This window comes from Gallalistipes aquisgranensis (assembly GCF_014982715.1).
GTDB lineage: Bacteria > Bacteroidota > Bacteroidia > Bacteroidales > Rikenellaceae > Gallalistipes > Gallalistipes aquisgranensis.
The window spans coordinates 2,207,254-2,230,952 of record NZ_JADCJY010000001.1 but is presented as its reverse complement, the minus strand read 5'-3'; the positions used below and the strand labels follow the sequence as shown (position 1 = coordinate 2,230,952).

Sequence of the window (23,699 nt, the reverse complement as noted above, 5' to 3'; positions counted from 1 at the left end):
CCGGATTCCGGGAGATACGGATTACGGTTCGGATTACCCGTATGACGGATTTTCTTCCTTTGCTTCCTCACCTTTTCCCGCTGTGTGCCGGCCGGGGCCGTCCTCCGCGCTTGCCCGGGACCGCTCTCCGCGGTCACCGTTTCCCGAAGATGTACCGCATGATCTTCTCCGTGGCCCCCTTGTTCTCTCCGATGTAGCGGGCCGAGAGCCTCCGCGTGTGCTCGTAGAGCTGCGGATCGGATTCGAGCGCTTCGAGCCAGTCGTTCAGCTCGCCGCACTCCCGCACGCTGCGGGCGGCGCCGAGGGCGATCATCTCGCGGGCTTCGCGGAATTTGCCGTAGTTGGGCCCGAAGGCGATCGGCAGGCCGAAGGTGGCCGCCTCCAGGATGTTGTGGATGCCGACCCCGAATCCGCCGCCGATGTAGGCGTAGTCGGCGTACCGGTAGACCGACGAGAGGATGCCGATCGTGTCGATGAACAGGACGCGCACCCCCGACAGGTCGGTCTCTTCCGTGCACTCCGTGTATCGGGCCGACGGACAGCCGAGGCGGCCGCGCAGCCGTTCGATGCGGGCCGGGTCGATCTCGTGGGGGGCGATGATGAACTTCATGCCGGGCCGTCGGGCGATCAGCTCCGCCAGCAGCTCCTCGTCGGGCGGCCAGGTGCTCCCCGCCACGAAGACGTGCCCTCCGCCCTGCGCGAAACGCTCCGCGATCCCGATCCTCCGGGCCGAGGCTGCGATGGCGTTCACGCGGTCGAAACGGGTGTCGCCGGCGATCGAGATGTTGCTGATGCCGATGTTGTCGAGCAGCAGCTCCGAGTCGCTGTTCTGGACGAAGAGCCGTTCGAACGTGCGCAGTCCGCGGCGGAAGATGCCGCCGTACCAGCGGAAGAAGACGGAGTCCGGCCGGAAGATGGCCGAGACGATGAAGGTGCGGCAGCCGCTGCGCCGCAGCTGTTTCAGGAAGTTGAGCCAGAACTCGTACTTGACGAAGACGGCGATTTCCGGGCGGACGGTCCGCAGGAAGCGCCGCGCGTTGCGGGGCGTGTCGGCCGGCAGGTAGAAGATGTAGTCGGCGCCGGGGTAGTTCTTCCGGATTTCGTAGCCCGAGGGGGAGAAGAAGGTGAGCAGGATCTTGTACTCCGGATGTCCGGCCCGCACCGCCTCGATCAGCGGGCGGCCCTGTTCGAATTCGCCCAGCGAGGCAGCGTGCACCCAGAAGATGCGTTCGCCCTCCGGGATGGCCTCCCGCAGGCGGCGGAAGATGTGTTTGCGTCCCCGCAGCCACAGCCGGGCCTTGGGATGGAAGAGCGCGGCGAGCCGCATGCCCGCCGCGAAGAGGTAGATACCTATATTATATAGCAGCATCGGATCGGTTCTCTGGCAGGGGGCTTCAGTTGAGCAGCTCGCGGAGCGCCTCGCGGTTGATGACGGTGATCCGCTCCTCCCCGAGCCGGATCACGTGCTTCTTCTCCAGCCCTTCGAGCACGGTGAGCAGGGAGTTGCGCGTGGCGGCGAAATATTCGGCGATCTCGGTGATCGAGGGGATCTCCACCGACGGGGTCCGGTCGCTCGTGTGGTCGAGCAGGTAGTGGGCCACCTTCGCCTTGAGCGAGTTGTAGGAGAGCAGGTAGATCTTCTTCGACCACACGTTGGCCCGGTTCGAGATGATGTCGATGAAGTTCGAGAGGATCAGGATGTTCTCCTGCATCAGTTCGAAGACCAGTCCGCGGTGGAGGGTGAGGATCTCCACCTCCGTGTTGGCGATCACGTCCACCGGCAGGCGGTTGTAGCCCCCGAACAGGAAAGCCGGGGCGATCAGCTGCGGCGCCTCGATGGTGTCCACCTTGAGAATCCGCCCGGCGGCGTCGGTCACCTGGCCCCGTACGTTGCCCCGGAGCAGGATCATCAGCCCCGAGTAGGCCGTGTCCTTGCGGGCGATCAGGTCGCCCTCCCCGTAGCGGGTCACGGTGGAGTTCTGGCCCGGTTCGACGATCTCCTCGATCTGGGCGGCGGTCATGCCCCGGAACAGGGGGCATTCGGTCAGTATGTCATACATGGTATGCGTGCTTTAAAACGTCCGTTAAAAGTAGACATTTCCTCCGAGAAATGCAAATCGTCCTTCACCAGCGGGGCGCGGCGGCACCGGGAATGTGGCGCACCCGGCACCCCTCGGGCGCGAGCTCCACGGCGGCCAGGTCGAAACTGATCTCCAGGTCGCAGGGGTGGGCGGCTATCCAGGCCCGGGCGGCCCTGCACAAGGCTTCGAACTTGGCCGGGGTGAGCGCTTCCTCGGGTGTGGTGAGCGAACCCCGCCGGCGGCTCTTCACCTCTACGAAGTGGATCGTGTCCCCTCTCCGGGCCACGATGTCGAGCTCGTAGCGGCCCGCCCGCCAGTTGCGGTCGAGGATGCGGTAACCCCGGGCGGAGAGGTAGTCGGCCGCGGCCTGCTCGCCCCGCCGTCCGGCGCTGAGGGTCCCTTCCATGTGCTGCGGCACTCAGAGCAGGAAACTCAGGTCGTCGCCGGCATTCACCTCGCGGGTCGGCTCTCCGTGGCGGAAGATGCGCATCGGCCGCGGCCCGATCAGTTGCAGGTCGTTCCCCTCCAGCCGCAGGATGCACCCCTCGCGCAGACCCACCACGGTGACCTCCGGATTGGCCGTGACGTACTCCGTGATGCGCACCTCGCGCGTCTCCCCGGCGTGTCCCTCGGGATGGGCGTCGGTGTAGTGGGGGTTGATCTGGAAGCGGACGGCTCCCGTGGCGCGGAACGACTGCGGCTCGACGATGGGCATGTCGTTGGTGGTGCCGATCGTGGGGCAGGCCACGTTGCTGCCGGCGCTCCAGCCGATGTAGGGCACCCCGGCCGCGATGCGGCGGCGGATGGCCTCGACCAGGTCGTACTCCTGCATCTTGCGGAGCAGGGCGAAGGTATTGCCCCCGCCCACGACCACGGCCTGCGCGTGGCGCACCTCGGCGGCGGGGTCCTCGTAGCGGTGGACGGAGCGGACGCGCACGCCGATCTCGTCGAAGCGATCCTGCACCTTGCGCTCGTAGTCGTCGTAGGAGAAGGTGACGGCGGCGTAGGGGACGAAAACCACCTCGCGCACCTCGCCCAGGAAGCGGCCGATCTCCCCGATCGGATATTTCAGATAGGGTTCGCCGGCGTTGGTGGAGTTGCTGATCAGAAGAAGTCTCATGGTGTTGCGTGTTTTATATATTTATGTATGTTTACAGTTTCATGATTTCCCGTTCGATCGTGCGGGGGTAGTGGGCGTACTCCAGCTCGTGGATGCGGGCGGCCAGCGATTCGGGCGTCTCCCCGGGCCGCACCTCCAGCCGGTAGCGGGCCACCACGTCGCCGTTGTCGTACACCTCGTCCACGCGGTGGATCGTGATGCCCGACTCCCTTTCGCCCGCCTCGATCACGGCCCGGTGTACCCGGTCGCCGTACATGCCCTTGCCCCCGTAGGCCGGAAGCAACGAGGGGTGGATGTTGAGGATGCGGCCCGCATAGGCGTGCACCAGCTCCGGCGGCAGGAGCCAGAGGAAGCCGGCCAGGGCGATGAAGTCGATCTGCCGCCGGGCCAGGAGACCGGCTACGCGGTCGCCGTCGCGGAAGGTCTCCCGGTCCACGACGAGCGTTTCGACCCCCAGCGCACGGGCGCGGCCGAGGGCTCCGGCGTCGGGCCGGTTCGACAGCAGCAGGGCGACGCGGGCCGCCGGGTTCTGCGCGAAATGGCGGATGATCCGTTCTGCGTTGGTGCCCGAGCCGGAGGCGAATATGGCTATATTTTTCATTTTCAGCTGTTTGGGTAAAAAAGAGGTGAAAAAAACTTTGGAAGTATCAAAAGTAATGGAAAAAGTGTTACTTTTGCAAAAAATTGTCGTTGAAAAACGAAGTAATCTGAAAAATAACAATTGTTAAACTTAAATTTTTGAATCATGTCAGAAGTTTCTTCAAAAGTAGTAGAGATCATCGTGGACAAGCTGGGCGTTGACGCAGCAGAAGTCGTTCCCGCAGCCAGCTTCACCAACGATCTCGGCGCAGATTCGCTGGATACCGTCGAGCTGATCATGGAGTTCGAGAAGGAGTTCGAAATCTCGATCCCCGACGAGGACGCAGAGAAAATCACCACCGTAGGCGACGCGATCTCCTACATCGAATCGAAGAAATAATTCGACCTAAATTTCTGATTTCACATCCGGACTTTGTTTAACTAAGACAGTATTGTTTATGGCATTGAGAAGAGTTGTCGTCACGGGTATCGGGACTATTAACCCTTTGGGAAACAGCGTTGAAGAGTATTTTTCAAATCTGGAAAAAGGAGTCAGCGGAGCTGGACCGATCACTCACTTCGATGCGTCGCTGTTCAAGACGAAGTTCGCCTGCGAGGTCAAAAACTACAACCCCACCGACTTTTTCGACCGCAAGGAGGTACGCAAGTACGACCTGTTCACCCAGTATGCGCTGGTGGCGGCCGACCAGGCCATGAAGGATTCGGGCATCGACCCCGAAAAGATCGACCTGGAGATGGCCGGAGTGATCTGGGCATCGGGAATCGGCGGGCTGGAGACTTTCTACCAGGAGGTAAAGGGCTTTGTAGAGGGTGGATTCGTCCCCCGCTACAGCCCTTTCTTCATCCCCAAGATGATCGCCGACATCGCGGCCGGTTACATCTCCATGAAGTACGGCTTCATGGGTCCCAACTACTGTACCGTGTCGGCCTGTGCCTCGTCGAACCACGCCATGATCGACGCCTTCAACTACATCCGCATGGGGAAGGCCGACGTGATGGTGACGGGAGGCTCGGAAGCCGCCGTGAACCAGCCCGGCGTGGGCGGGTTCAACTCCATGCAGGCGCTCTCCACGCGCAACGATTCGCCCCAGACCGCCTCGCGTCCCTTCGACGTGAACCGTGACGGTTTCGTGATCGGCGAAGGCGCCGGAGCCCTCGTGCTGGAGGAGTACGAGCACGCCAAGGCACGCGGTGCCAGGATCTACGCCGAGATGGTGGGCGGCGGCATCAGCGCCGACGCATACCACTTCACCGCCCCGCATCCGGAAGGACTGGGCGCGAAGAAGGCGATGAAGGACGCCCTGAAGGACGGAGGGCTCAACCCCGAGCAGATCGACTTCATCAATACGCACGGTACCTCGACCCCCGTGGGCGACCCGGCCGAGCTGAAGGGTATCCTCTCCGTGTTCGGCGACCATTCGTACCAGATGAACATCAACTCGACCAAGTCGATGACCGGGCACCTGCTGGGTGCCGCCGGCGCGATCGAGGCGCTGGCCTGCATCATGACGCTCGACCGCGGCGTGGTGGCTCCCACGATCAACGTCGAGGAGCTCGATCCGGTGATCGACCACAAGCTGAACCTGACCCTCGGCCAGGCGCAGGAGCGCGACGTGAAATACGCCATGAGCAACACGTTCGGCTTCGGCGGGCACAACTCGACGGTGATCTTCGGTAAAATCTGATCGAATCAACCGTTCGGGCCGTGTTCGGATTCCTGTTACGTCCGCTGAGAAAGCGTTTCGGCCGCGACAGGGAGTATTATAAAATCGTGGATACGGTATTCGGAATCTCTCCGGACAACATAGAACTCTACAAGCTGGCCTTGATTCACAGGTCAGCTTCTTTGCTTACGGAGGACGGGGTGCCGCTCAACAACGAGCGGCTCGAGTTTCTGGGCGACGCCGTGCTGGAGGCGGTCGTCTCGGACTACCTGTTCATCGAGTTCCCGGGGCGCGACGAGGGTTTCCTCACCCAGATGCGGTCGAAGATCGTCAGCCGCGCCACGCTCAACCAGATCAGCATACGCATCGGCCTCTCGCAGCATATCATCATGCAGCAGGGCGGTGTCTACGTGCAGAAACACCTCTTCGGCGATGCGCTGGAGGCGATGATCGGAGCCATCTACCTCGACAAGGGGTTCGATTTCGTGAACCGCCTGCTCATCAACCGTATCCTGAAGGAGAATATCAACCTGCAGACGATCACCCGCACCGAGAGCGACTTCAAGAGCCGTCTGATCGAGTGGTGCCAGAAGAGCCGGCGGGAGATCGTCTTCGACACGGCCCATACGCCCGAATCCACGGCCCAGTCGCCCGAGTTCCGGTCGAGGGTGCTGATCGACGGCGTGGAGATGGGCTACGGCAACGGCTCCTCGAAGAAGGAGGCCGAACAGCATGCCGCCTATGCGGTGTCGCAGGCCCTTTCGGACGAGACGGGCTATCACCTGCTGGAGCTTCTGGACGATTCGCTGGACGAACCGCTCCCGGGAGAGCCGGCAGCCGGGGTGCGGACGGAGAACTCCGCCGCGGGAGAGGGGTCCGGCGGGGTGCCGGCCGGAGCGCCGGAAGGTGCGGGCCGGAGTGCCGGACGCAGACGCCGGCGGCGGAAGAAGACGGCCCCGGCCGGTTCCGGGTCCGGAGAGCCGGAGGGAAAGGAGGTGCCCCGTGGCTGAAAGCGAGGAGGACCGGGCGGTGCGTGAAAGGCTGGTGACGCGCGGGGCGGGACGCCTGAGCGACGCGGAACTGGTGAGCATCGTGATCCGGGAGCGGATCAAGACCGAACCGGCGATCGACACCGCGCGGCGGCTGCTCGCCGGGGTGGACGGATCGCTCACGCGCCTGGCGGGCCTTTCGTTCCGGGAGCTGCGCAGCAGCTGCGGACTGGGTGCGACGCGGGCCGCGATGTTGCTGGCAGCGCTGGAGTTGGGCCGCCGTCTGCGGTTCGAAGGGGTGTCGGAGGTGAGCCGGATCGAGGGCACGCAGGATGTGGTGCGGATGTTCCGTCCGCTGGTGACGGGTCTCAGCCACGAGGAGTTCTGGGTGCTCTACCTGACGGCCGGAAACCGGGTGCTCGACCGGGTGCGCGTCAGCCAGGGCGGCGTGGCGGGTACGGTGGTGGACTACAAGATCGTGGTGAAACGGGCCGTGGAACTGCTGGCCTCGTCGCTGATCCTGGTCCATAACCATCCGTCGGGAGTGGCCCGCCCCAGCGAGGAGGACCGCATGCTGACCGACAAACTGGTGGCGGCCGCCTCGCTGTTCGACATCAGCGTGCTGGACCACCTCGTCATAACGGACGGGGATCATTTCAGTTTCCGGCAGGAGGGGCTCGTGGGATAGCTTCCCGGGATCGCCCCCGTCATTTTCCGGAAATTTTTCCCGGATTTTTCCCGAATGGAGAATTGCAGGCTGAAACGCGCGGAATGGCGCCGCTGTTCCGCGTCATTCGCATGGGTATCTCCGGCCAATGTATCGCCCGGGGTGATTGTAATTGAGAACCCGGGCCGGGACTCCTGCGACGGTGGCATTCTCCGGTACGTCTTTGGTGACCACCGCCCCGGCGCCGACCGAAGAGTTGCTTCCGATCTTTACATCTTCCACGATACTGACATGCGGGGCGATATAGACATTGTCCCCTATGATTGCCGGCGTGCAGTGATTGGTCCCTATGTTTAAGAGTTGCGATATGTTTACATTGTTGCCGATGACAGTTCCTTCGTTGATGATGATGCAGATGCCGTGACCGGTATAGAGACCGTATCCGATTTTGGAAAATGGCGGTATCTGTACCTGTGCCTTTCTGCTGGTTATCCCGTACATGAAGCGGCAGAAGGGGTGGAAAACGCCTTTGTACGAGGAGAGGCGCAGCCAGAAAAGCCAGCGCGTGTGATGGCCGAATGGTCTGAGGTTCCGCAGGATGATCGGGAATGACGATTCCGTTTTGCCGGTTAGTCTGAATCTGTCGCTTTTGATTAAAGTTATACAGTCGCTATAACTTTCCGGGACGGGGATGCACAATTTTTTGCCGTTTAGATCATAGTATTCCGTCTTCATGATGAGAAAATTATGTTTGCCGCCCAATGCCCGGAATCGGATGCGGGAGGTGCCGGCGAGTGTCATAATCGTAAAAGTAGGCAAAAATCGTGAATATATATGTAAAATAGACGAAAATTCCGGATCTGTATGGAAGGAAGGCAGTTTAATTCTGTTCGGACCGGTAAATTCGGTCTTGTCCCGCTCTCACTGCCACGGCGCGGGGGAAGCGCTGTCCCGGAAAACAATCACCCCCACCGGAATTTTTCCGGTGGGGGTGAGATCGTTACGGCCGGACTGTCGGACAAGCCCCGTGTGGTGCCGGACGTGCCGCGCGGAGAGCGTCTGCTCCCGCAGGGGCCGTGTTCCGTGTCCGGGCTCCGGCGGAGTGCCGCAGGCCCGCCCGGTCGGAGAAGCCGTCCCGAAGGGTCCGGTCGGCCGCCGGCCGGGGAGAGGAGGCTACTCCTCCGGGTCTTCGATGAAGTGGTTGGTACCCTTGACGATCGTTTTGGTGGGACCCTCCAGCAGGATGGAGCCCTTGCCGTAGACCGAATTGAGGGCGGCCACCTTGATTTCGAACTCCTGTCCCTCGGGGTAGGCGCTCAGGTCGAGATGGACCGAACATTCGTTCGTCGAGATATAGTCGTTCTGGAGGTAGGTCATGTTGTAGCCCAGCCGGTAGAAGCCCTCGGTGTAGCCCGGAGGGGTTTCGCGCACGGAAATGATGATACCGGCGGCCGTGGCGTTGTCCACCTTCTCCCAGGAGGCCCTTCACCCGGCTTCCGTCGAAGGAGAACTCCTTGACCTTGAGTTCGCCCAGGGCGTCGTCCTCTTCCATGCTGAAGGTCACGCTGCCCGTGGCGGTCTGCTGGGTTCCGTCTTCGCGCGTGCCGACGGCCGTGATGGCGTAGGTGCCGTTGACGGCCGAGAGGGTGTGCTCCGAGGAGTAGGCGTCGGTCTCGTAGAAGTAGGGACCGAGCATCCGTCCGTAGACGGGCATGCCGTTGTGGGTGATCGTCACGTCGGCGAAGGTGCCGTAGGCGGCTCCGAGGCCGATGTAGGGTGCGAAGCTCTTCTCCAGCCCTTCGCCCGTCCCGGAGTTCGTCTGGAGGATGTAGACGCCTCCCTGGGAGTAGATCGAGAACGTCGTCTCGACGTCCTCGTTACAGCCGGCCAGCGCGGCTCCCGCCAGCGACAGCAGGGCGATTCGTTTCAGCAGGTTCAGTGTTTTCATGGGTCGATTCATATTTTTTATGATATATTTTAATCAGATGCATTTCCGGTGCGAAACGTTGCACGGGATCATTCGATTTCCCAGTCGCAGCCGTCTTTCCGGTCCTTGACCCGGATACCGATTTCGGTCAGCCGGTCGCGGATGCGGTCGGAGGTGGCCCAGTCGCGGGCCGCCTTGGCCTCCGTGCGTATGTCGAGAAGCATCTCCACCAGCGGGGCGACCAGGTCGCGGCCCTCGCCGCCCTTCTCGTCGCGCAGGCCCAGCACGTCGGAGACGATGGTGTGCACGAGGGTGCGCAGGCGGTCGAGGTCGGGGGCCGTGATCGTCTGCTGGCCGTCGCGCAGCTGGTTGATCTGCCGCACCCAGTCGAAGAGGGCCGAGATGACCATCGGGGAGTTCAGGTCGTCGTCCATCGCCTCGCGGAAGCGGTTCTCCAGGTCGGAGACCTCCACCGTGGAGACGGCCGAGGGGACGATCTTGCCCAGGGTCTCCACGCCCTTCATCAGCCGGTCGAGCCCCTTCTCGGCGGCCTGAAGGGCCTCGTTCGAGAAGTCGAGCGTGCTGCGGTAGTGGGCCTGGAGGACGAAGAAGCGGATGGTCATGGGCGAATAGGCCTGGGCGAGCAGCCGGTGGCTGCCGGTGAAGAGCTCCTCGAGGGTGATGAAGTTGCCCAGCGACTTGCCCATCTTCTGGCCGTTGATCGTGATCATGTTGTTGTGCACCCAGTAGCGGGCCGAGTCGTGGCCGCAGGCGGCCACGCTCTGGGCGATCTCGCATTCGTGGTGGGGGAACATGAGGTCCATGCCCCCGCCGTGGATGTCGAACCGTTCGCCGAGGTACTTGGCGCTCATGGCCGAACACTCGAGGTGCCAGCCGGGGAACCCGTCGCTCCAGGGCGAGGGCCAGCGCATGATGTGCTCCGGCGAGGCCTTCTTCCAGAGGGCGAAGTCGTAGGGGGAGCGCTTGTCGTCCTGCCCGTCGAGGGCGCGGGTGTTGGCGATCATCTCGTCGAGCACGCGGCCCGAGAGACGCCCGTAGCGGTGCTGCCGGTCGTAGGCCTCCACGTCGAAGTAGACCGAACCGTTGCTTTCGTAGGCGAAGCCCGCCTCCAGAATCCGCTTCACCAGCCCGATCTGTTCGATGATGTGGCCCGAGGCGCGGGGTTCGATCGAGGGGGTGAGCACGCCCAGGGCGTCCATGGCCCGGTGGTAGCGCTCGGTGTAGTAGTGGGCCACCTCCATCGGTTCGAGCTGTTCGAGGCGGGCCTTTTTGGCGATCTTGTCCTCGCCCTGGTCGGCGTCGTTCTCCAGGTGGCCGACGTCGGTGACGTTGCGCACGTAGCGCACCTTGTAGCCCCGGAAGGTGAGGTAGCGGAAGAGCAGGTCGAAGGTGACGGCCGGCCGGGCGTGGCCCAGGTGCGGGTCGCCGTAGACCGTGGGGCCGCAGACGTACATGCCCACGCGGGGCGGATCGAGGGGCGCGAACACCTCTTTGGTGCGGGTGAGCGTATTGTACAGGGTCAGTTTCGAGTCCATCATCGTGTGGTGTGTTTATGGGCGCGGGTCCGGGCCGGGAGCTCCGGGCGGGCGCGGATCGTACAAATATAGGGTGTAAAATTAGCAACTTTCCCAATAACTACGGAATAAAATGGAGGTTTGCGCCGTTATTTTTTTAATTTTGCAACGGGAAAGGGGCCCGGCGCTCCTCTTCCCGCGGGCGGGGCGGAGGCCGGCGAAGGGTGTTCCGCGTGCCCGGCGTGTTGTGAAACAGTGTTTTAAACCGAACGAATGCCCCCGCAGGGCATTGAAAACCGAATCGACGGATGAATTATTTCAGGAAGTGTAACCTCGCCTTCGGGTGGCTGGCCTTTGCGATTTCGGCCGCCGTATATCTGATGACGATGGAGCCGACGGCCAGTCTGTGGGACTGTGCGGAGTTTATCGCCACCTCTTACAAGCTCGAAGTGGGCCACCCGCCCGGAGCGCCCCTCTTCATGATGATCTCGCGCTTCTTCACGATCTTCGCCCCGGATGCGGAGTCGGTGGCCGCGATGGTCAACACGATGTCGGCGCTGGCCAGCGCCTTCACGATCCTCTTCCTGTTCTGGACGATCACCCACCTGGCCCGCCGCATCTACGGCCGGGGCGAGGAGGAGCTCTCCCGCGGGGAGGTGTGGACGGTGATCGGGGCCGGGCTCATCGGCTCGCTGGCCTACACGTTCACCGACACGTTCTGGTTCTCGGCGGTCGAGGGCGAGGTCTACGCGCTCTCGTCGCTCTTCACGGCGATGGTGGTGTGGGCCATGCTCCGCTGGGAGAACGTGGCCGACGAGCCCCACGCCAACCGCTGGCTGGTGCTGATCGCCTACCTGATGGGCCTTTCGATCGGCATCCACATCCTGAACCTGCTGACGATCCCCGCGCTGGTGTTCATCTACTATTTCCGGAAATACCCGAAGGTGACCCGCTGGGGCGTGGTGAAGGCGCTGGCGGCGTCGGGCGCCATCCTCATGGTGATCTACGTGCCGATCATCTCGTGGTCGGTGGCCGTGGGCGCCTGGTTCGACCGCGTGTTCGTCAACGGGCTGGGGCTGCCGGTCAACAGCGGCATCGTCTTCTTCGCGCTGGCCGTCTTCGCGCTGGCGGGCTGGGGCATCTGGTACACCCACCGGCGGGGGAAGGCGCTGGCCAACATGGTGGTGCTGTGCGGAACGGTGATCCTGCTCGGATACGCCTCCTACGCCTCGGTCATCATCCGGGCGGCGGCCAATCCCCCGATGAACAGCAACAATCCGAACAACCCCTACGCGCTGCTCTCGCTGCTGAACCGCGAGCAGTACGGCGACCGTCCGCTGCTCAAGGGTCCCTACTACTCCTCGCCCGCGATCGGGGTGAAGGAGAAGACCTTCTACTACATGGGCGACGACGGGAAATACAAGGAGGGCAGCATGGTGACCGGATACGAGTATCCCCCGGAATTCGAGTTCTTCTTCCCCCGGATGTACTCCAACAAGGAGTCGCACATCAAGGACTACGAGACCTGGGGCGACGTGAAGGGGCGCAAGGTGCGCTACAACGGCGAGGCGATCACGGTGCCGACCTTCGGCGAGAACCTGCGCTATTTCTTCGCCTACCAGCTCAACTTCATGTACTGGCGCTATTTCCTCTGGAATTTCGTGGGCCGGCAGAGCGACGTGCAGTCCACGGGCGAGATCACGGACGGCAACTGGCTCTCCGGGATCAAGGCCATCGACGAGCTCTACCTGGGGCCGCAGGACAACCTGCCTTCGGAGATGGCCTCCAACAAGGGGCGCAACACCTACTATTTCCTGCCCTTCCTGCTGGGGCTGGTGGGGCTGATCTACCAGCTCAACCGCGACAAGCGCAACTTCGTGGTGGTGATGTGGCTCTTCTTCATGATGGGCGTCGCGCTGGTGCTCTACTTCAACTCGGCTCCGGCCGAGCCCCGAGAGCGGGACTACGTCTACGCCGGATCGTTCTACGCCTACTGCATGTGGATCGGGTTCGGGGTGATGGCCGTCTCCGACCTGCTGGGGCGCCTGCTGAAGCGGCGGGGCGTCGCGGCGGCTGTGGGGGCGACGGCGGTCTGCGCCTGCGTGCCGGTCATCCTGGCCGCGCAGAACTGGGACGACCACGACCGTTCGCACCGCTACGTGGCGCGCGACATCGGCTACAACTACCTGCAGTCGGCGCTGCCGAACGCCATCGTCATGAACTACGGCGACAACGACACCTTCCCCCTGTGGTACAACCAGGAGGTGGAGGGGGTGCGGCCCGACATCCGCGTGATGAACATGAGCTACCTGGGGGCCGACTGGTACATCGACGAGATGAAGATCAAGGCCAACGAGTCGGAGCCGGTGCCTTTCTCGCTGCCGCGCAGCAAGTATGTGAACCGCAACGACTTCATCTTCGTGCAGGATCTCTTCGACCGGCCGGTGGACATCCGGCAGGCGCTCGACTTCCTCAAGAGCGACGACCCGCGGACGCAGGCCAAGCTGGGCAGCAAGTCGGTGGACTACCTGCCGGCCAAGCGGCTGGCCATCCCGGTCAACAAGGAGAACGTGCTGGCCAGCGGGATCGTGCGGCCGGAAGAGGCCCATCTGATCGAGGACACGGTCTATATCAACATATCGAAGAGCAACCTGGACAAGGGCGAGATGATGCTGGTGGACCTGCTGGCCAATTTCGACTGGAAGCGTCCGCTCTACTTCACGCAGACCTATACGGTGGCGCCGCTGGGGCTGAGGGACTACCTCCAGTTCGACGGCTACGCCTACCGGCTGGTGCCGATCCGGACGCCCGTGAGGAGTTCGCTGGAGATCGGGCGCGTCGATCCCGACTACCTCTACGACAAGCTGATGAACACGTTCCGCTACGGAAACGTGAAGGACCCGAGGGTGAACGCCGACTTCTTCGTGCAGACCAACTTCAACGCGGCGCAGACGCGCAACGCCTTCGCGCGGCTGGCCAAGGCGCTCGTGCAGCGGGGCGACACGCTGCGGGCGGTGGAGGTGCTCGACCGGGGCGTGGAGGAGATGCCCTTCTCGCAGATCCGCCACTCCTACGTGCTGACGATGCCCGTGATCGAGGCCTACTACATGGCCGGGGCCGCCGACAAGGCGAACGCCATACTGGAGGATTACGCGGCCAACCTGGAGGAGTACGTCCGCTACTACATGCAGTTCACCGGGCCGAAGGCCGACATGGTGTCGCAGGCGCTGCAGGAGAAGATGGCGCTGCTGGGAGAGCTCTACAATCTGGCCAAGACCAACAACCAGACCGCGCAGGCCGACCGCATCCACGACTTCTTCACCTCGGTGGGAATCGAATAGTCCGGAGGACGATGCTGACGCTCTGCTACCAGCGGGAGGTGCCCGAGGCCGGGTGCGACGAGGCGGGCCGGGGATGTCTGGCCGGGCCGGTGTTCGCGGCGGCGGTGATCCTGCCTCCGGACTTCGCCGATCCGGCGCTCAACGACTCGAAACAGATGACCCGCCGCCAGCGCGACCGGATGCGGGAGGTGATCGAGCGGGAGGCCGTGGCGTGGGCCGTGGCGGCCGTGGATGCGGAGCGGATCGACCGGATCAACATCCTGAACGCCTCGATGGAGGGGATGACGCAGGCCGTGGAGCGGCTGTCCGTCCGCCCGGGGCTGCTGCTGATCGACGGAAACCGTTTCCGTACGACGCTCGACATTCCCTACCGGTGCGTGGTGAAGGGCGACGCGACCTATGCCGATATCGCGGCGGCGTCGGTGCTGGCCAAAACCCACCGCGACGAGTTCATGGAGCGGATCGCCGCCGAGTATCCCGGTTACGGCTGGGAGCGGAACATGGGCTACCCGACGCGGGAACACCGCATGGCCGTGGCACGGCTGGGGCTGACGCCCTATCACCGGCTTTCGTTCAACCGCTCTTCCTACGAGCCCGAACTCTTCGGCGCGGAGGCGTGAGGAGCCGGGGGCGGGCGGTTTCGCCGGGTCCGTGGCGCGGACGGAACGCCGGAGCGGGACTCGGGAACGTTGGCGCGGGACCCTTTTCCCCGCTTTGTCCGGCCGGGGGAGGAGACCGGGGACGGAGGTCCGGGAAATCTGCCCGGGAAGGGAGGAACGGAGCGCCGGGCGGCTGTCCGGCACGGTTTTCCGGATGCGGGGCTGTCCGGGTAAGTGGCTGAACGATAGTGTGCCGGCGCGATCCGCGCGGGTGAAATATTATACAATCTCCGATTTTTCGGCCGCACCTCTTGACAAGGGGGGTGCGGCCGTATTATATTTGTCCCGGCTCCCGCGGTCGACCGCCGCGGGGGGTGGGGCCCGGACGCGGGCCCCGGGTTCCGGTATCCGTTGCCCGGGAAGAAGGCGGAAAGGGGAAGAGCCGCCGGACCGGGAGCAGTCGACCATTCGGATAGACCTTCGGGGTGGGGTTTCGTGTGCCCGGCACTGTCGATAAGTGCCGGAGGCGTGCGCCGGGACGGTGTCGTTTGTGTCATTCAAAAAAGAGAGAACGAATGCGAGGTAGTGTCAGAGAAGCGGCGGGGACCCGGGCGGGTTTCCCCGCAGGGGGCGGCGCGTCTCCGGAGAGGAGGGCCGTTTCGGGCGAAAAGGTTGACAGTCTGCGCTGTGCGGAGCTGGAGCAGCGGCGGGAGCGGGTGCTCGGGCTGCTGCGGGAGGCGCTGGCCGGGCTCGGGGAGCTGTGCCGGGAGCGGGTGCGGCGGAAGATGTCGGAGGGGTGTGCCGCCGGAGTGGAGCGGGAGTTGAAGGACCTGATCCGGGTGCTGGAGGAACGGAGTTATTGACAGGGAGCGGACGCTTTCGGGGTAGTTGTTGACCGGTTGCCGACGGGTTATCGACAGGAAATCGACAAAGTTATCGACACGTTCCGGGTCCCGGGGCGTCGGCCAGGGAAGCCGGATTGCGGGAAGCGGCCGGAGCCGGGCGGAAAGAGGTATCGGAACCGAGCCCGGAGAGAGTGGGTGGGGTGCCGGAACCGGGTCCGGGAGGGAGGTCTGGCCGGAGAGCGGTTGGGACGCGACCGGAGTCGGACGGGAGGGGTACCGGAACGGGCCCGGAAAGAGAGGACGGGGAGCGTGTGCTCCCGTAAAACAATTCGGAGATATGCGGAAAATTTTGACGGCCGGCCTGGAGAGGGCGGCCGGAGAGGCGGGGTATGCCTTTTACTCGGGGTTCGGGTACCGGTGCGGGGGGACGGTGTGCCGTTTTCCGGCGGTGTGGCTGATGCCGCCCCGGCTGACGGAGGCGGCGACGGGGGACGAGGGCGAGGCCCTCTACCGGGTGGAGATGGTGTTGATGGCGGCCGGGGCCGGTGTGGACGGCCGGGGTCGGGAGCGGGTGTGGAACCGGCTGGAGCGGGATGCGCTGGCGATCTGCCGCCGGTTGGCCCGGACGGCCGGGGTCGTGCGGGTCTGGGCGGCGGAGTGCGGACCGGGTGAGTGTCCGATGACGGCGGCGGGCGAAGTGTCGTTGAAGGTGAGTTTCCGGGTGTCGCTCTTTTTCCGGGCGGACGACTGCGGAGAATAAAGGAGCAGGGAAGATGGCGGAGATAACGGAAGTGCCTGCGGCCGGCGGAGGTGTCGGCCGGGGGGTGGTGTACCGGGTGTCGGGCTGTGCGGCGGACGAGGCCACGGAGGTGGAGGTTTCGGGCCGGACGGATACGGACGAAGGGTCGGTGCTGGGCGTGAAGGTGTTGTACGGGGAGACGGAGTACCGGGTCGATGTGGCGGGGTACGTGAGGGGGCTTTTTGCGGCGGAACCCCGTTACCGGGCGCAGACGGGCTGGGCGGAGTGTACGGGGTATGCGGTGTGGGTGCGGATACGGGTCGGAGAGGCCGTTTCCGAATGGTGTCCGCTGCTGGCCGGGACGCGGGACGCCGGGGCGGGCGGACTGCTCTCGGGCGGGCCCCGGGTGCGGAGGCTGGCTCCGGGCGAATGGGACGAGTGCGTGTGGCGGAAGGGGGCGGAACGTGTCGCCGCCCGGCTGAGGCTGCGCGGGAAGGGGGTGGACGACTGCGTGCTGGAGGCGGGGAGCCGGACGGACGGCGGGGCGGCGGTCCTGCTGGCGGTGAACCGGGACGACGTGGCGGCACGGGCGGCGGCCGCGGGCCGGAAGATGGAGGAGTTCGCGTGGCTGGACGTGGAGATGGCGGAGGGCGCGGAGACGGAAGAGGGTGCCGGGACGGACGGGATGGCCGTGGTGCGCCGGTACCGGCTGGAAAGGCGCCGGCCGGAAGGGGTGCGGCTCGGCTGGGTGAACGAGTTCGGCGGGATGGATTACTATACGTTTGCCGGGTGTGTGCGGGAGGAGCTGCGGATCGGAAAGGAGCGGGCCGCGACGGCGGCGGGCGTGCAGGTGACCTCGAGCCGGGCGGTGCGGTCGATGACGCTGGTCTCCCGCTGCCAGACGCCGGAGGGGATGCGGTGGCTCGCGTCGCTGGCGGGTGCCCGGCGGGTGTGGATGCTCCTCGGAACGGGGCAGTGCCCGGCGGCGCCGGAGGACTGGGGCGGCGGGACGGCCGGGGAAGGCGGGGTGCGGATCGTTCCCGTGGACGTGTCGGCCGGGCGGGCGGTGCTCCGGCAGGAGGGGGCGCTGTGCCGGCTGGAGCTGGAGGTGACGGCGCAGGAAGAGATCGGATTTTGAGAGGAGAACAAGGTATGGTAAGGTTTTTCATCGACGGCCGGGAGGCCGATATGGATCTGAGCGAGCCGGTGTCGGTGTCGCTGTCGGAGGAGTGGTTGACGAGGCTCGACGAGGGCGGCCGGGAGGGGTTCCGCCAGCGGGTGAAGGCGCCCGCGACACGCAGGAACCGGGAGATCGTGGGCGACGCGGAGGAGATCGCGGGCGGGGTGTTCTTCAACCAGCAGGTGCACGAGGCCCGGATCGAGGAGGACGGCTGCCGGCTGGTCGAGGGGGCGCTCCGGCTGTGCGGGGTGGAGCGGGGCCCGGGCGGGGTGTGGTACCGTTTCGAGATCGTGGGACCCGGCAAGCGCTGGGCCGTGCAGGCGGCGGAGCGGATGCTCCGGGAGCTGGGCATCGGCTTTCGGGAGGTGCTCGGCGGGGAGACGATCGCGGCGAGCTGGACGTGGGGGCAGCCCGTGCGTTTCCTCCCCGTGCAGCGGCGGGAGTCGATGACGGAGAATCCGGAGGGAAGTCTGGTGGAGCCGGTGAGGATGCTGACGGTGGAGGACTACCACCCCTTTCTGCACGTGAGGTCGCTGCTGGAGCGGATGATGGCCGAGGCGGGATACCGGATCGTCTCCGACTTTTTCGGGAGCCCCCTGTTCGATTCGCTCTACCTGAGCGGAAACTATATCGTGCACGACGTGGGGCTGCTGCGCGGACGGATGGATTTCCTGGCCGGGCGCTTCCGGGACGCGGAGGCGGAGACGGACCGGTTCGGGTATGTCTATGCGGGGCAGGCGGCTTCGGCCTACTCGCTGGGGGCGCTGGTGGAGACGGCCGATCCGCAGGAGGAGTCGGAGGGCGCGACGGTCGACGGGGTGTTCGACACGGGCGGCTGTTTCAGCTGCGAGGGAGGGACGGCCCTGTTCCGTCCGCCGCAGGAGGCGGTGCTGGGGTTCGAGTACCGTCTCCGCTACACGACCGACACGTGGATCGCCTCGCGGGAGGAGCTGGCAGGAATCGACCGGGTGAAGCTCCCGGGAGAGGAGTTCCGGCGCTTCCGGATCGCCAACCGGAATGCGGACCGGAGAGAGGAGTATGCGGCGGGGTTCGGTTACCTGCTGGTGGTGTTCGGCTATGCGGAGGGGCAGCGCTTCCGGCTGACGCACGACGTGGGCGATCCGGAAGCGGGGACGCTCCGGCGGGAGGTGGCGGCCGAGTTCGCGGCGCGGAGCTGTGCGGTGGGCACCTACACGGACGAGAGGCTGTCGAATCCCGTGCTGTGGGTGGAGGAGGAGGGGGCGTTCGTGCCCTACGGGGGCGACTGGGCCCTCTACGACGGTCACGTGGCGGAGCGGGGCCGGACGGAGATCGAACTGACGGTGTGTAGCGGGCCGGAGCGGCTGCTTCCCTCGCAGCCGAAGTATTTCGACCGGATCGTCTTCGCGGGCCCGGAGCCGGGGATGAAGATGACGCTGAGCCGGCATACGCGCCTCAGGCCCCGGTTCACGGCGCATCCCGGGGAGGGGAGCACGGTGACGTTCGACATCGTGGCCGAGCACCGCGTGCGGCAGATACGGGTGATCGAGGCGGTGCAGCACCTGTTCAACCTCCGTTTCTACACGGACAACCGGACGCGGACGGTGTATATCGAGCCCGGGCGGGACTTCTACCGGAAGGATGTGGTGGTGGACTGGAGCGGGAAGGTGGACCGCGGCCGGGGCGTGGAGATCGCGGAGATGGGGGAGGAGCGTCACCGGGTGACGACCTACTGCTACCAGGAGGGCGACGGAGCCGTGGCACAGTGGAACACGGAGCACGGCGAGGTGCTGGGGTCGTGGAGCGCGGAGATCCGCAACCGGTTCGCCCTGCGTGGCGAGGGGATCGAGCGCAATCCGATGGCGACGGCCTCCGTCGTGGCCGACGGGGTCTATGCGGAGGCTCCCGGCGCGGGGATTCTCCAGACGGGCGACCGGGCCGCGCGGAAGGCGGAGGGCAGCGTGAACTTCCCGGCCAAGTTCGTGTGTTACCTCGGTATGAGGGAACTGCCGCAGGGACAGCTCTGGGGGTGGCCCGGCCAGGGGCGCGGGTATCCGGAGGTGGCGTTCCACCGGACGGCGGAGGAGGGCCGGGAGGCGGTGTCGCTGCTGTTCGAGGACCGGGACGGGGCGGAGGGGCTGCACCGCTTCTACGACTTCGATTTCCGGCGGTGCGACCGGGGCCGCCGGGTGACCGTGTGGCTGAGGCTGGAGCCGCAGGACGTGGAGGCGCTGCTGGTGCCCGACCGGCTGATGCGCGATTTCAGGGCGCTGTTCCGGCTGGGGATCGGCGGGGAGAGCGGGCTGTTCCGGCTGGAGAGCGTGGACGGGTATGTGCCCGGCGGCGGGCCGACGCGGTGCGTGTTCGTGCGGGAGGTGTGAGGAGGACGATGTGAAACGAAAAAAATGCAGGGTGGTATGACGACGTATGAGAACCAGTTGGTCGGAATGATCGAAAGCCGCTGCGGGGAGCTCTCCGCGCGGGAGGTGGCGCGGAAGCTGATCCGGATGGGGGTCGTGGACTTCTCGCGGTGCCGGATACTCGCCGTGAGGGAGTACGTGAGGGAACGGACGGAGCGGGGTGCGGGCAAGACGGATGCGATGTGGGAGGCGGCGGAGCGTTTCGCCTGCTCCTACGAGTATGTGCGCAAGTGTGTCTACTACTACCGGGACGTGAACTGGGAGTAGGACGGAAAATGTGGAAACGTCTGCGGGCGGCGGAGCGCTATATTCGCCCTGCGGATCAACAAACGAAAGGATGACGATGGGAGAGTTGAAAATCGAGAACCGGGACGCGGGCGTGGTGCGGATCGACGTGGAAGGCGTGATCGGCGTGCCGGAGAAGGCCCAGCCCGGCCGGGGAGAGGACCGGGTGGCGACCTACGGGGCCTTCCGGAAACAGCTGGAGGCGGTGCGGGCGATCCGGGCCCCGAAGGTGGAGGTGAATATACGGTCGACGGGGGGCGACGTGAACGACGCGCTGCTGATCCACGATGCGCTGGCGGGGCTGGAGGCCGAGGTGACCACGCGCTGTTTCGGGTATGTGGCTTCGGCGGCGACGATCATCGCGCAGGCGGCTTCGCCGGGACGGCGGGAGATTTCGTCGAATGCGCTCTATCTGATCCACGATTCGGTGTCGTGCCGGGAGGGGAATGCCCGGGCGCTGGGAGAGGCGGTGGAACTGCTCAGACAGACCGACCGCAGGATCGCGGAGCTCTACGCCCGGCGTTCGGGCCGGGAGGCGGAGCGGTTCGAGGAACTGATGGGCGAGAACGGAGGGAACGGCCGGTGGCTCTCGCCGCAGGAGGCGGTGGAGGCCGGGCTGGCGGACCGGATCGTGGCGGGGGAGCCGCTGCGGAACGATGCGGCGCGGGCGGTCGCCGAGCTGGGGCTGCCGGAGCTTCCGGGTGCGGAACGGAACGGGAAGCGGCCGGGCGGGGAGGCGAACGGCAGGAGGACATGGACGGCGCTGCTGGAGCTGCTCGGGTGGCAGGCCGGGAAGGAAAAGGTGTTGGACGAGAGCGGAATGCGCCGGATCGGAGAGGAGCTCGCGGAGCGGGACCGGGTGATCGGCCGTCTGGCCGGGGAGCGGGATCGGGCTGAGGCGGAGCACCGGGAGGAGCTGGCGCGGCTGCGGGACCGGATCGGGGAGCTCGAGGTGCAGAACGCGCGGCTGCGGGCGGGGGCTTCGTGCACCCGCCCGAGGGAGGACCCCTCGGTGCACGAGTTCCGGCGGGCGGCCAACGAGGAGGCGTACGAGCAGGATGCGAAAGGTTTCAGGTAGAACGGAGGACGGAAAGTCCGGTAAAAAAAGAGAAAGACGATGAGTAGGATAGAACAGGCGAAGAGCTACGCGGGACAGGAGCTCGAGACGATTTTTTTCAGGCCGATGCTGAGCGGCCCCGATGCGGAGAAGCTCGGGATACGGGTGATGTACAACATGCCCGTACCCACGGTGCTCCACTTCTGGAAACGGGAGGGCGACATCCTCCAGAAATACACCGCAGCCGGGTGGAACGGCGGGAAGCCGGCCTCGAAGTTCCAGAAGACGATACGGCTGGCGAAGGTGAAGGCCGAGGCGGGCTATTCGGCGGAGGACTATTTCAACATGGTGTACGAGCTGATCACCAACCGGTCGGAGGTGAACCTCGACGACCTCTCGGGCACGGAGCTGGAGGCGGCCGAGACGAAGCTCTTCCGGGAGGCGATCGCCGAGAGCATCCGGGCGACCATGTGGCTCGGGGACACGCAGCGGGACGGGGAACTCGACACGTTCGACGGGTTCCTGAAGCAGATCGCGGCCGACCTGGGCGACGGGGAGGAGGCGGTGCCCGGGTTCCGGATGCCGGAGAGCGAGAATTCGGGCTGGGCGGAGCTGGTGCTCCGGCAGCTGTGGAACGATGCTCCCCGGGCGCTGAGGGCGGTCCGCCCGGAGGGGAACCTGGTGTTCCTCGTCACGTCGGACGTCTATGCGGGATACGAGGAGGCGCTGGACGACATGCCGCTGGAGTCGGCTTTCCTGGCCCGGCAGCAGGGTCGGGAGGGGCTGATGTTCCGGGGCATTCCGGTGGTGGACGTGCAGCTGTCGGGGTATCTGGAGCGGCAGAAGGAGATGTCGCGGTCGTTCGCGCTGCTGACCGACCGCAGGAATCTGGCGCTGGCGGTCAACACGTCGGACTTCCCCGGCACGGAGGTGCGGATGTGGTACAACCCCGACCTGATGGAGAACCGGCAGAGGGCCGTCTTCATGGCCGGGTGCGACTACCTGCTGCCGGAGCTGGTGGCGTTCGCCTTCGGGAGCGCCGAGCTGGCGTGCGACACGAAGGGCGTGACCGCAACGGGCGGAGAGCTCTCCGTGGAACTTCTCTCCGGCCGCTCGCTGGTGGCCGGCGTGAAGGCCGCGGGGCTGGACGCGGAAGGGAACCCGGCGGGGGAGCCCGTGGCGCTGACGGAATCGGACGGCATCTATACGGGAACGGTCGCCGGAGAGGGGATCGTCCGGGTGCAGGTGTCGGTCGAGTATGTGAACGGAGAGGTGCAGAAGGTGACGGCGTAGGGGCCGGGGGGCGTGTCTGCGGCGGGGCGGCGGGACCGTGCCGCGGGCGGGCGCGCTCCTTGTTTTTACGGGTTCGGATATGGAAGAGAGAAGAGAAGGATGCGGTCTGCCCGGCGGCGGGAGCCGGGGGCGGGACTGCGGGACGGAGAGGCCGGGACGGGCGGCGGAGAGGCCGGTGAGGATGTTCGTGACGGAAGGGAGGCGCGATCCGTTCATCGTGTTGGGGCGCGTGACCGGAGGGTCGGACGATTTCTGGCGCTGGGGGGACGACAATCTTTTCCCGTGTGCGCTGGCGCTCCTGTCGCGCCGTTCGGCGACCCACCGGAGGATCATAAACGACAAGGCCGACTACATTTCGGGCAAGGGGTTTGCGTTCGACCCCGGGGTGCCGGAGCTGGGCGAGTTGGCCGGGTGTGTGAACGGGACGGGGGAGTCGCTGCGGCAGTTGCTGAACAAGCTGGCCTTCGACAAGGCGCTGTTCGGGAACGCCTTTGCGGAGGTGGTGACCGACGGGCGGGGCGGATTCCTCTCGCTGTTCCACCAGGACGCCTCGCGTTGCCGGGTGGCGAAGGACCGCCGGCACGTGCTGCTGCACCACGACTGGGCGCACTACCGGGCTTCGGAGGCGGTGCGTCTGCCGCTGTGGCCCGACTTCGGGGAGGCGGCGGACGGAACGCTGCGGTCGGTGATCCACTACAAGGATTACGAGCCGCTGTTCGAGAACTACGGGGTGCCGCCCTACATCGCGGGGCTGAACGTCTCGGCGATCGCCTACAAGACCGACCGCTGGAACATCAGCCGGCTGGACAACTCCTTCCAGCTGTCGGGGGTGATGACCCTCGATGCGGGGGTGGACAGCGAAGCCGAGGCCGAGGAGCTGGTCCGGCGGGCGGAACGCAGGTTCGGAGGCAGTCCGGGGCAGGTGATGTTCATGGTGCGGGATGCGGAGGGGGCTTCGGGTTCATCCTTCGTGCCGATCGCCTCGGAGAACGACGGCGACTGGAAGGCGCTCCACGAGCAGGCGACTTCGGATATCGTGGTGGCCCATTCGTGGTTCCGCTCGCTGAGCGGGCTGGACTATGCGGCCGGGTTCGACGCGGAGCGGATTCTGCACGAGTACGAGGTGGCGCTCAACACGGTCATCCTCGCCGAGCAGGAGGAGCTGATGGAGCCCCTGAGACAGGCGGTGAGGCGCGTGCTGGGGGTGGACGCCTCGTCGCTGCAGGTGGTGAACCGTCCGCCGACCCGCTCCAAGCCGCTCTATATGAAGGTGTGGGAGGCCCGGCGGGCGGACGGGCTCGAGTACGACCCGGACGATCCGCAGCAGCAGTTGTTCGTGGCCCAGATCACCAAGTATGCGCTGCGCAACATAGATTGA

General features: G+C 65.3%; 22 protein-coding genes. 14 read left to right on the top strand and 8 right to left on the bottom strand.

Annotated features, from left to right (window positions below):
- Nucleotides 1–133 precede the first annotated feature (133 nt).
- From INF32_RS09030 to purN, 5 genes are all read right to left on the bottom strand, one after another.
- Nucleotides 134–1,369 carry a 3-deoxy-D-manno-octulosonic acid transferase gene (locus tag INF32_RS09030; RefSeq protein WP_226388007.1) on the bottom strand — a complete coding sequence of 412 codons (1,236 nt, stop codon included), beginning with the start codon at nucleotides 1,367–1,369 and terminating at the stop codon, nucleotides 134–136.
- 25 nt (nucleotides 1,370–1,394) lie between these two features.
- On the bottom strand, nucleotides 1,395–2,060 hold the full coding sequence (locus INF32_RS09025; RefSeq protein ID WP_226388006.1) for a Crp/Fnr family transcriptional regulator: 666 nt from the start codon (nucleotides 2,058–2,060) through the stop codon (nucleotides 1,395–1,397).
- 64 nt (nucleotides 2,061–2,124) lie between these two features.
- Nucleotides 2,125–2,487: a YraN family protein gene (locus tag INF32_RS09020; protein ID WP_226388005.1), complete on the bottom strand. Its 363-nt coding sequence runs from the start codon at nucleotides 2,485–2,487 to the stop codon at nucleotides 2,125–2,127.
- A gap of 12 nt (nucleotides 2,488–2,499) precedes the next feature.
- Nucleotides 2,500–3,201 carry a dipeptidase PepE gene (pepE, locus tag INF32_RS09015; RefSeq protein WP_226388004.1) on the bottom strand — a complete coding sequence of 234 codons (702 nt, stop codon included), beginning with the start codon at nucleotides 3,199–3,201 and terminating at the stop codon, nucleotides 2,500–2,502.
- 31 nt (nucleotides 3,202–3,232) lie between these two features.
- Nucleotides 3,233–3,802, bottom strand: a complete 570-nt coding sequence (purN, locus tag INF32_RS09010) for a phosphoribosylglycinamide formyltransferase (RefSeq protein ID WP_226388003.1) — start codon at nucleotides 3,800–3,802, stop codon at nucleotides 3,233–3,235.
- A gap of 144 nt (nucleotides 3,803–3,946) precedes the next feature.
- On the opposite strand from purN, the gene INF32_RS09005 reads away from it, so the two are divergent.
- From INF32_RS09005 to radC, 4 genes are read left to right on the top strand one after another with little or no spacing between them, the layout of a single operon-like run.
- Nucleotides 3,947–4,180, top strand: a complete 234-nt coding sequence (locus INF32_RS09005) for an acyl carrier protein (protein ID WP_226388002.1) — start codon at nucleotides 3,947–3,949, stop codon at nucleotides 4,178–4,180.
- Between the two features lie 58 nt (nucleotides 4,181–4,238).
- On the top strand, nucleotides 4,239–5,486 hold the full coding sequence (gene fabF, locus INF32_RS09000; protein WP_226388001.1) for a beta-ketoacyl-ACP synthase II: 1,248 nt from the start codon (nucleotides 4,239–4,241) through the stop codon (nucleotides 5,484–5,486).
- A gap of 20 nt (nucleotides 5,487–5,506) precedes the next feature.
- Entirely contained in the window at nucleotides 5,507–6,475 is a 969-nt protein-coding gene (gene rnc, locus INF32_RS08995) for a ribonuclease III (RefSeq protein WP_317172700.1), read from the top strand.
- Nucleotides 6,468–7,142: a RadC family protein gene (gene radC / locus INF32_RS08990; RefSeq protein ID WP_226388000.1), complete on the top strand. Its 675-nt coding sequence runs from the start codon at nucleotides 6,468–6,470 to the stop codon at nucleotides 7,140–7,142. Before rnc ends, radC begins: the two co-directional genes overlap by 8 nt.
- Nucleotides 7,143–7,244: 102 nt before the next feature.
- On the opposite strand, the gene INF32_RS08985 is transcribed toward radC, so the two are convergent.
- The 3 genes from INF32_RS08985 to cysS form a co-directional block, all read right to left on the bottom strand.
- Nucleotides 7,245–7,922 (bottom strand): serine O-acetyltransferase, encoded by a 678-nt coding sequence (locus INF32_RS08985; protein WP_226387999.1) that lies wholly within the window; start codon nucleotides 7,920–7,922, stop codon nucleotides 7,245–7,247.
- Between the two features lie 372 nt (nucleotides 7,923–8,294).
- Nucleotides 8,295–8,588 (bottom strand): hypothetical protein, encoded by a 294-nt coding sequence (locus INF32_RS08980; RefSeq protein WP_226387998.1) that lies wholly within the window; start codon nucleotides 8,586–8,588, stop codon nucleotides 8,295–8,297.
- Between the two features lie 549 nt (nucleotides 8,589–9,137).
- Nucleotides 9,138–10,604 (bottom strand): cysteine--tRNA ligase, encoded by a 1,467-nt coding sequence (gene cysS / locus INF32_RS08975; RefSeq protein ID WP_226388134.1) that lies wholly within the window; start codon nucleotides 10,602–10,604, stop codon nucleotides 9,138–9,140.
- A 287-nt stretch (nucleotides 10,605–10,891) separates the two neighbouring features.
- Here cysS and INF32_RS08970 point away from each other — a divergent pair, with 287 nt between their 5' ends.
- The 10 genes from INF32_RS08970 (at nucleotide 10,892) to INF32_RS08925 (ending at nucleotide 23,699) form a co-directional block, all read left to right on the top strand.
- On the top strand, nucleotides 10,892–13,924 hold the full coding sequence (locus INF32_RS08970) for a glycosyltransferase family 117 protein (RefSeq protein ID WP_226387997.1): 3,033 nt from the start codon (nucleotides 10,892–10,894) through the stop codon (nucleotides 13,922–13,924).
- Nucleotides 13,925–13,935: 11 nt separating this feature from the next.
- Nucleotides 13,936–14,544: a ribonuclease HII gene (locus tag INF32_RS08965; protein WP_226387996.1), complete on the top strand. Its 609-nt coding sequence runs from the start codon at nucleotides 13,936–13,938 to the stop codon at nucleotides 14,542–14,544.
- Between the two features lie 554 nt (nucleotides 14,545–15,098).
- Nucleotides 15,099–15,386 carry a hypothetical protein gene (locus INF32_RS08960; RefSeq protein WP_226387995.1) on the top strand — a complete coding sequence of 96 codons (288 nt, stop codon included), beginning with the start codon at nucleotides 15,099–15,101 and terminating at the stop codon, nucleotides 15,384–15,386.
- A gap of 319 nt (nucleotides 15,387–15,705) precedes the next feature.
- Complete coding sequence (locus INF32_RS08955) at nucleotides 15,706–16,128, top strand: hypothetical protein (protein WP_226387994.1); 423 nt, start codon at nucleotides 15,706–15,708, stop codon at nucleotides 16,126–16,128.
- Between the two features lie 13 nt (nucleotides 16,129–16,141).
- The gene (locus INF32_RS08950; protein WP_226387993.1) at nucleotides 16,142–17,245 is read left to right on the top strand and encodes a hypothetical protein; all 1,104 of its coding nucleotides are present in this window, start codon (nucleotides 16,142–16,144) and stop codon (nucleotides 17,243–17,245) included.
- Between the two features lie 14 nt (nucleotides 17,246–17,259).
- Nucleotides 17,260–19,647 (top strand): hypothetical protein, encoded by a 2,388-nt coding sequence (locus INF32_RS08945; RefSeq protein WP_226387992.1) that lies wholly within the window; start codon nucleotides 17,260–17,262, stop codon nucleotides 19,645–19,647.
- Nucleotides 19,648–19,683: 36 nt separating this feature from the next.
- Nucleotides 19,684–19,953: a hypothetical protein gene (locus INF32_RS08940; RefSeq protein ID WP_226387991.1), complete on the top strand. Its 270-nt coding sequence runs from the start codon at nucleotides 19,684–19,686 to the stop codon at nucleotides 19,951–19,953.
- Nucleotides 19,954–20,029: 76 nt separating this feature from the next.
- The gene (locus INF32_RS12090; protein ID WP_262892968.1) at nucleotides 20,030–21,049 is read left to right on the top strand and encodes a Clp protease ClpP; all 1,020 of its coding nucleotides are present in this window, start codon (nucleotides 20,030–20,032) and stop codon (nucleotides 21,047–21,049) included.
- A 39-nt stretch (nucleotides 21,050–21,088) separates the two neighbouring features.
- Complete coding sequence (locus tag INF32_RS08930) at nucleotides 21,089–22,321, top strand: hypothetical protein (protein WP_226387990.1); 1,233 nt, start codon at nucleotides 21,089–21,091, stop codon at nucleotides 22,319–22,321.
- 181 nt (nucleotides 22,322–22,502) lie between these two features.
- Nucleotides 22,503–23,699: a phage portal protein gene (locus tag INF32_RS08925; protein ID WP_226388133.1), complete on the top strand. Its 1,197-nt coding sequence runs from the start codon at nucleotides 22,503–22,505 to the stop codon at nucleotides 23,697–23,699.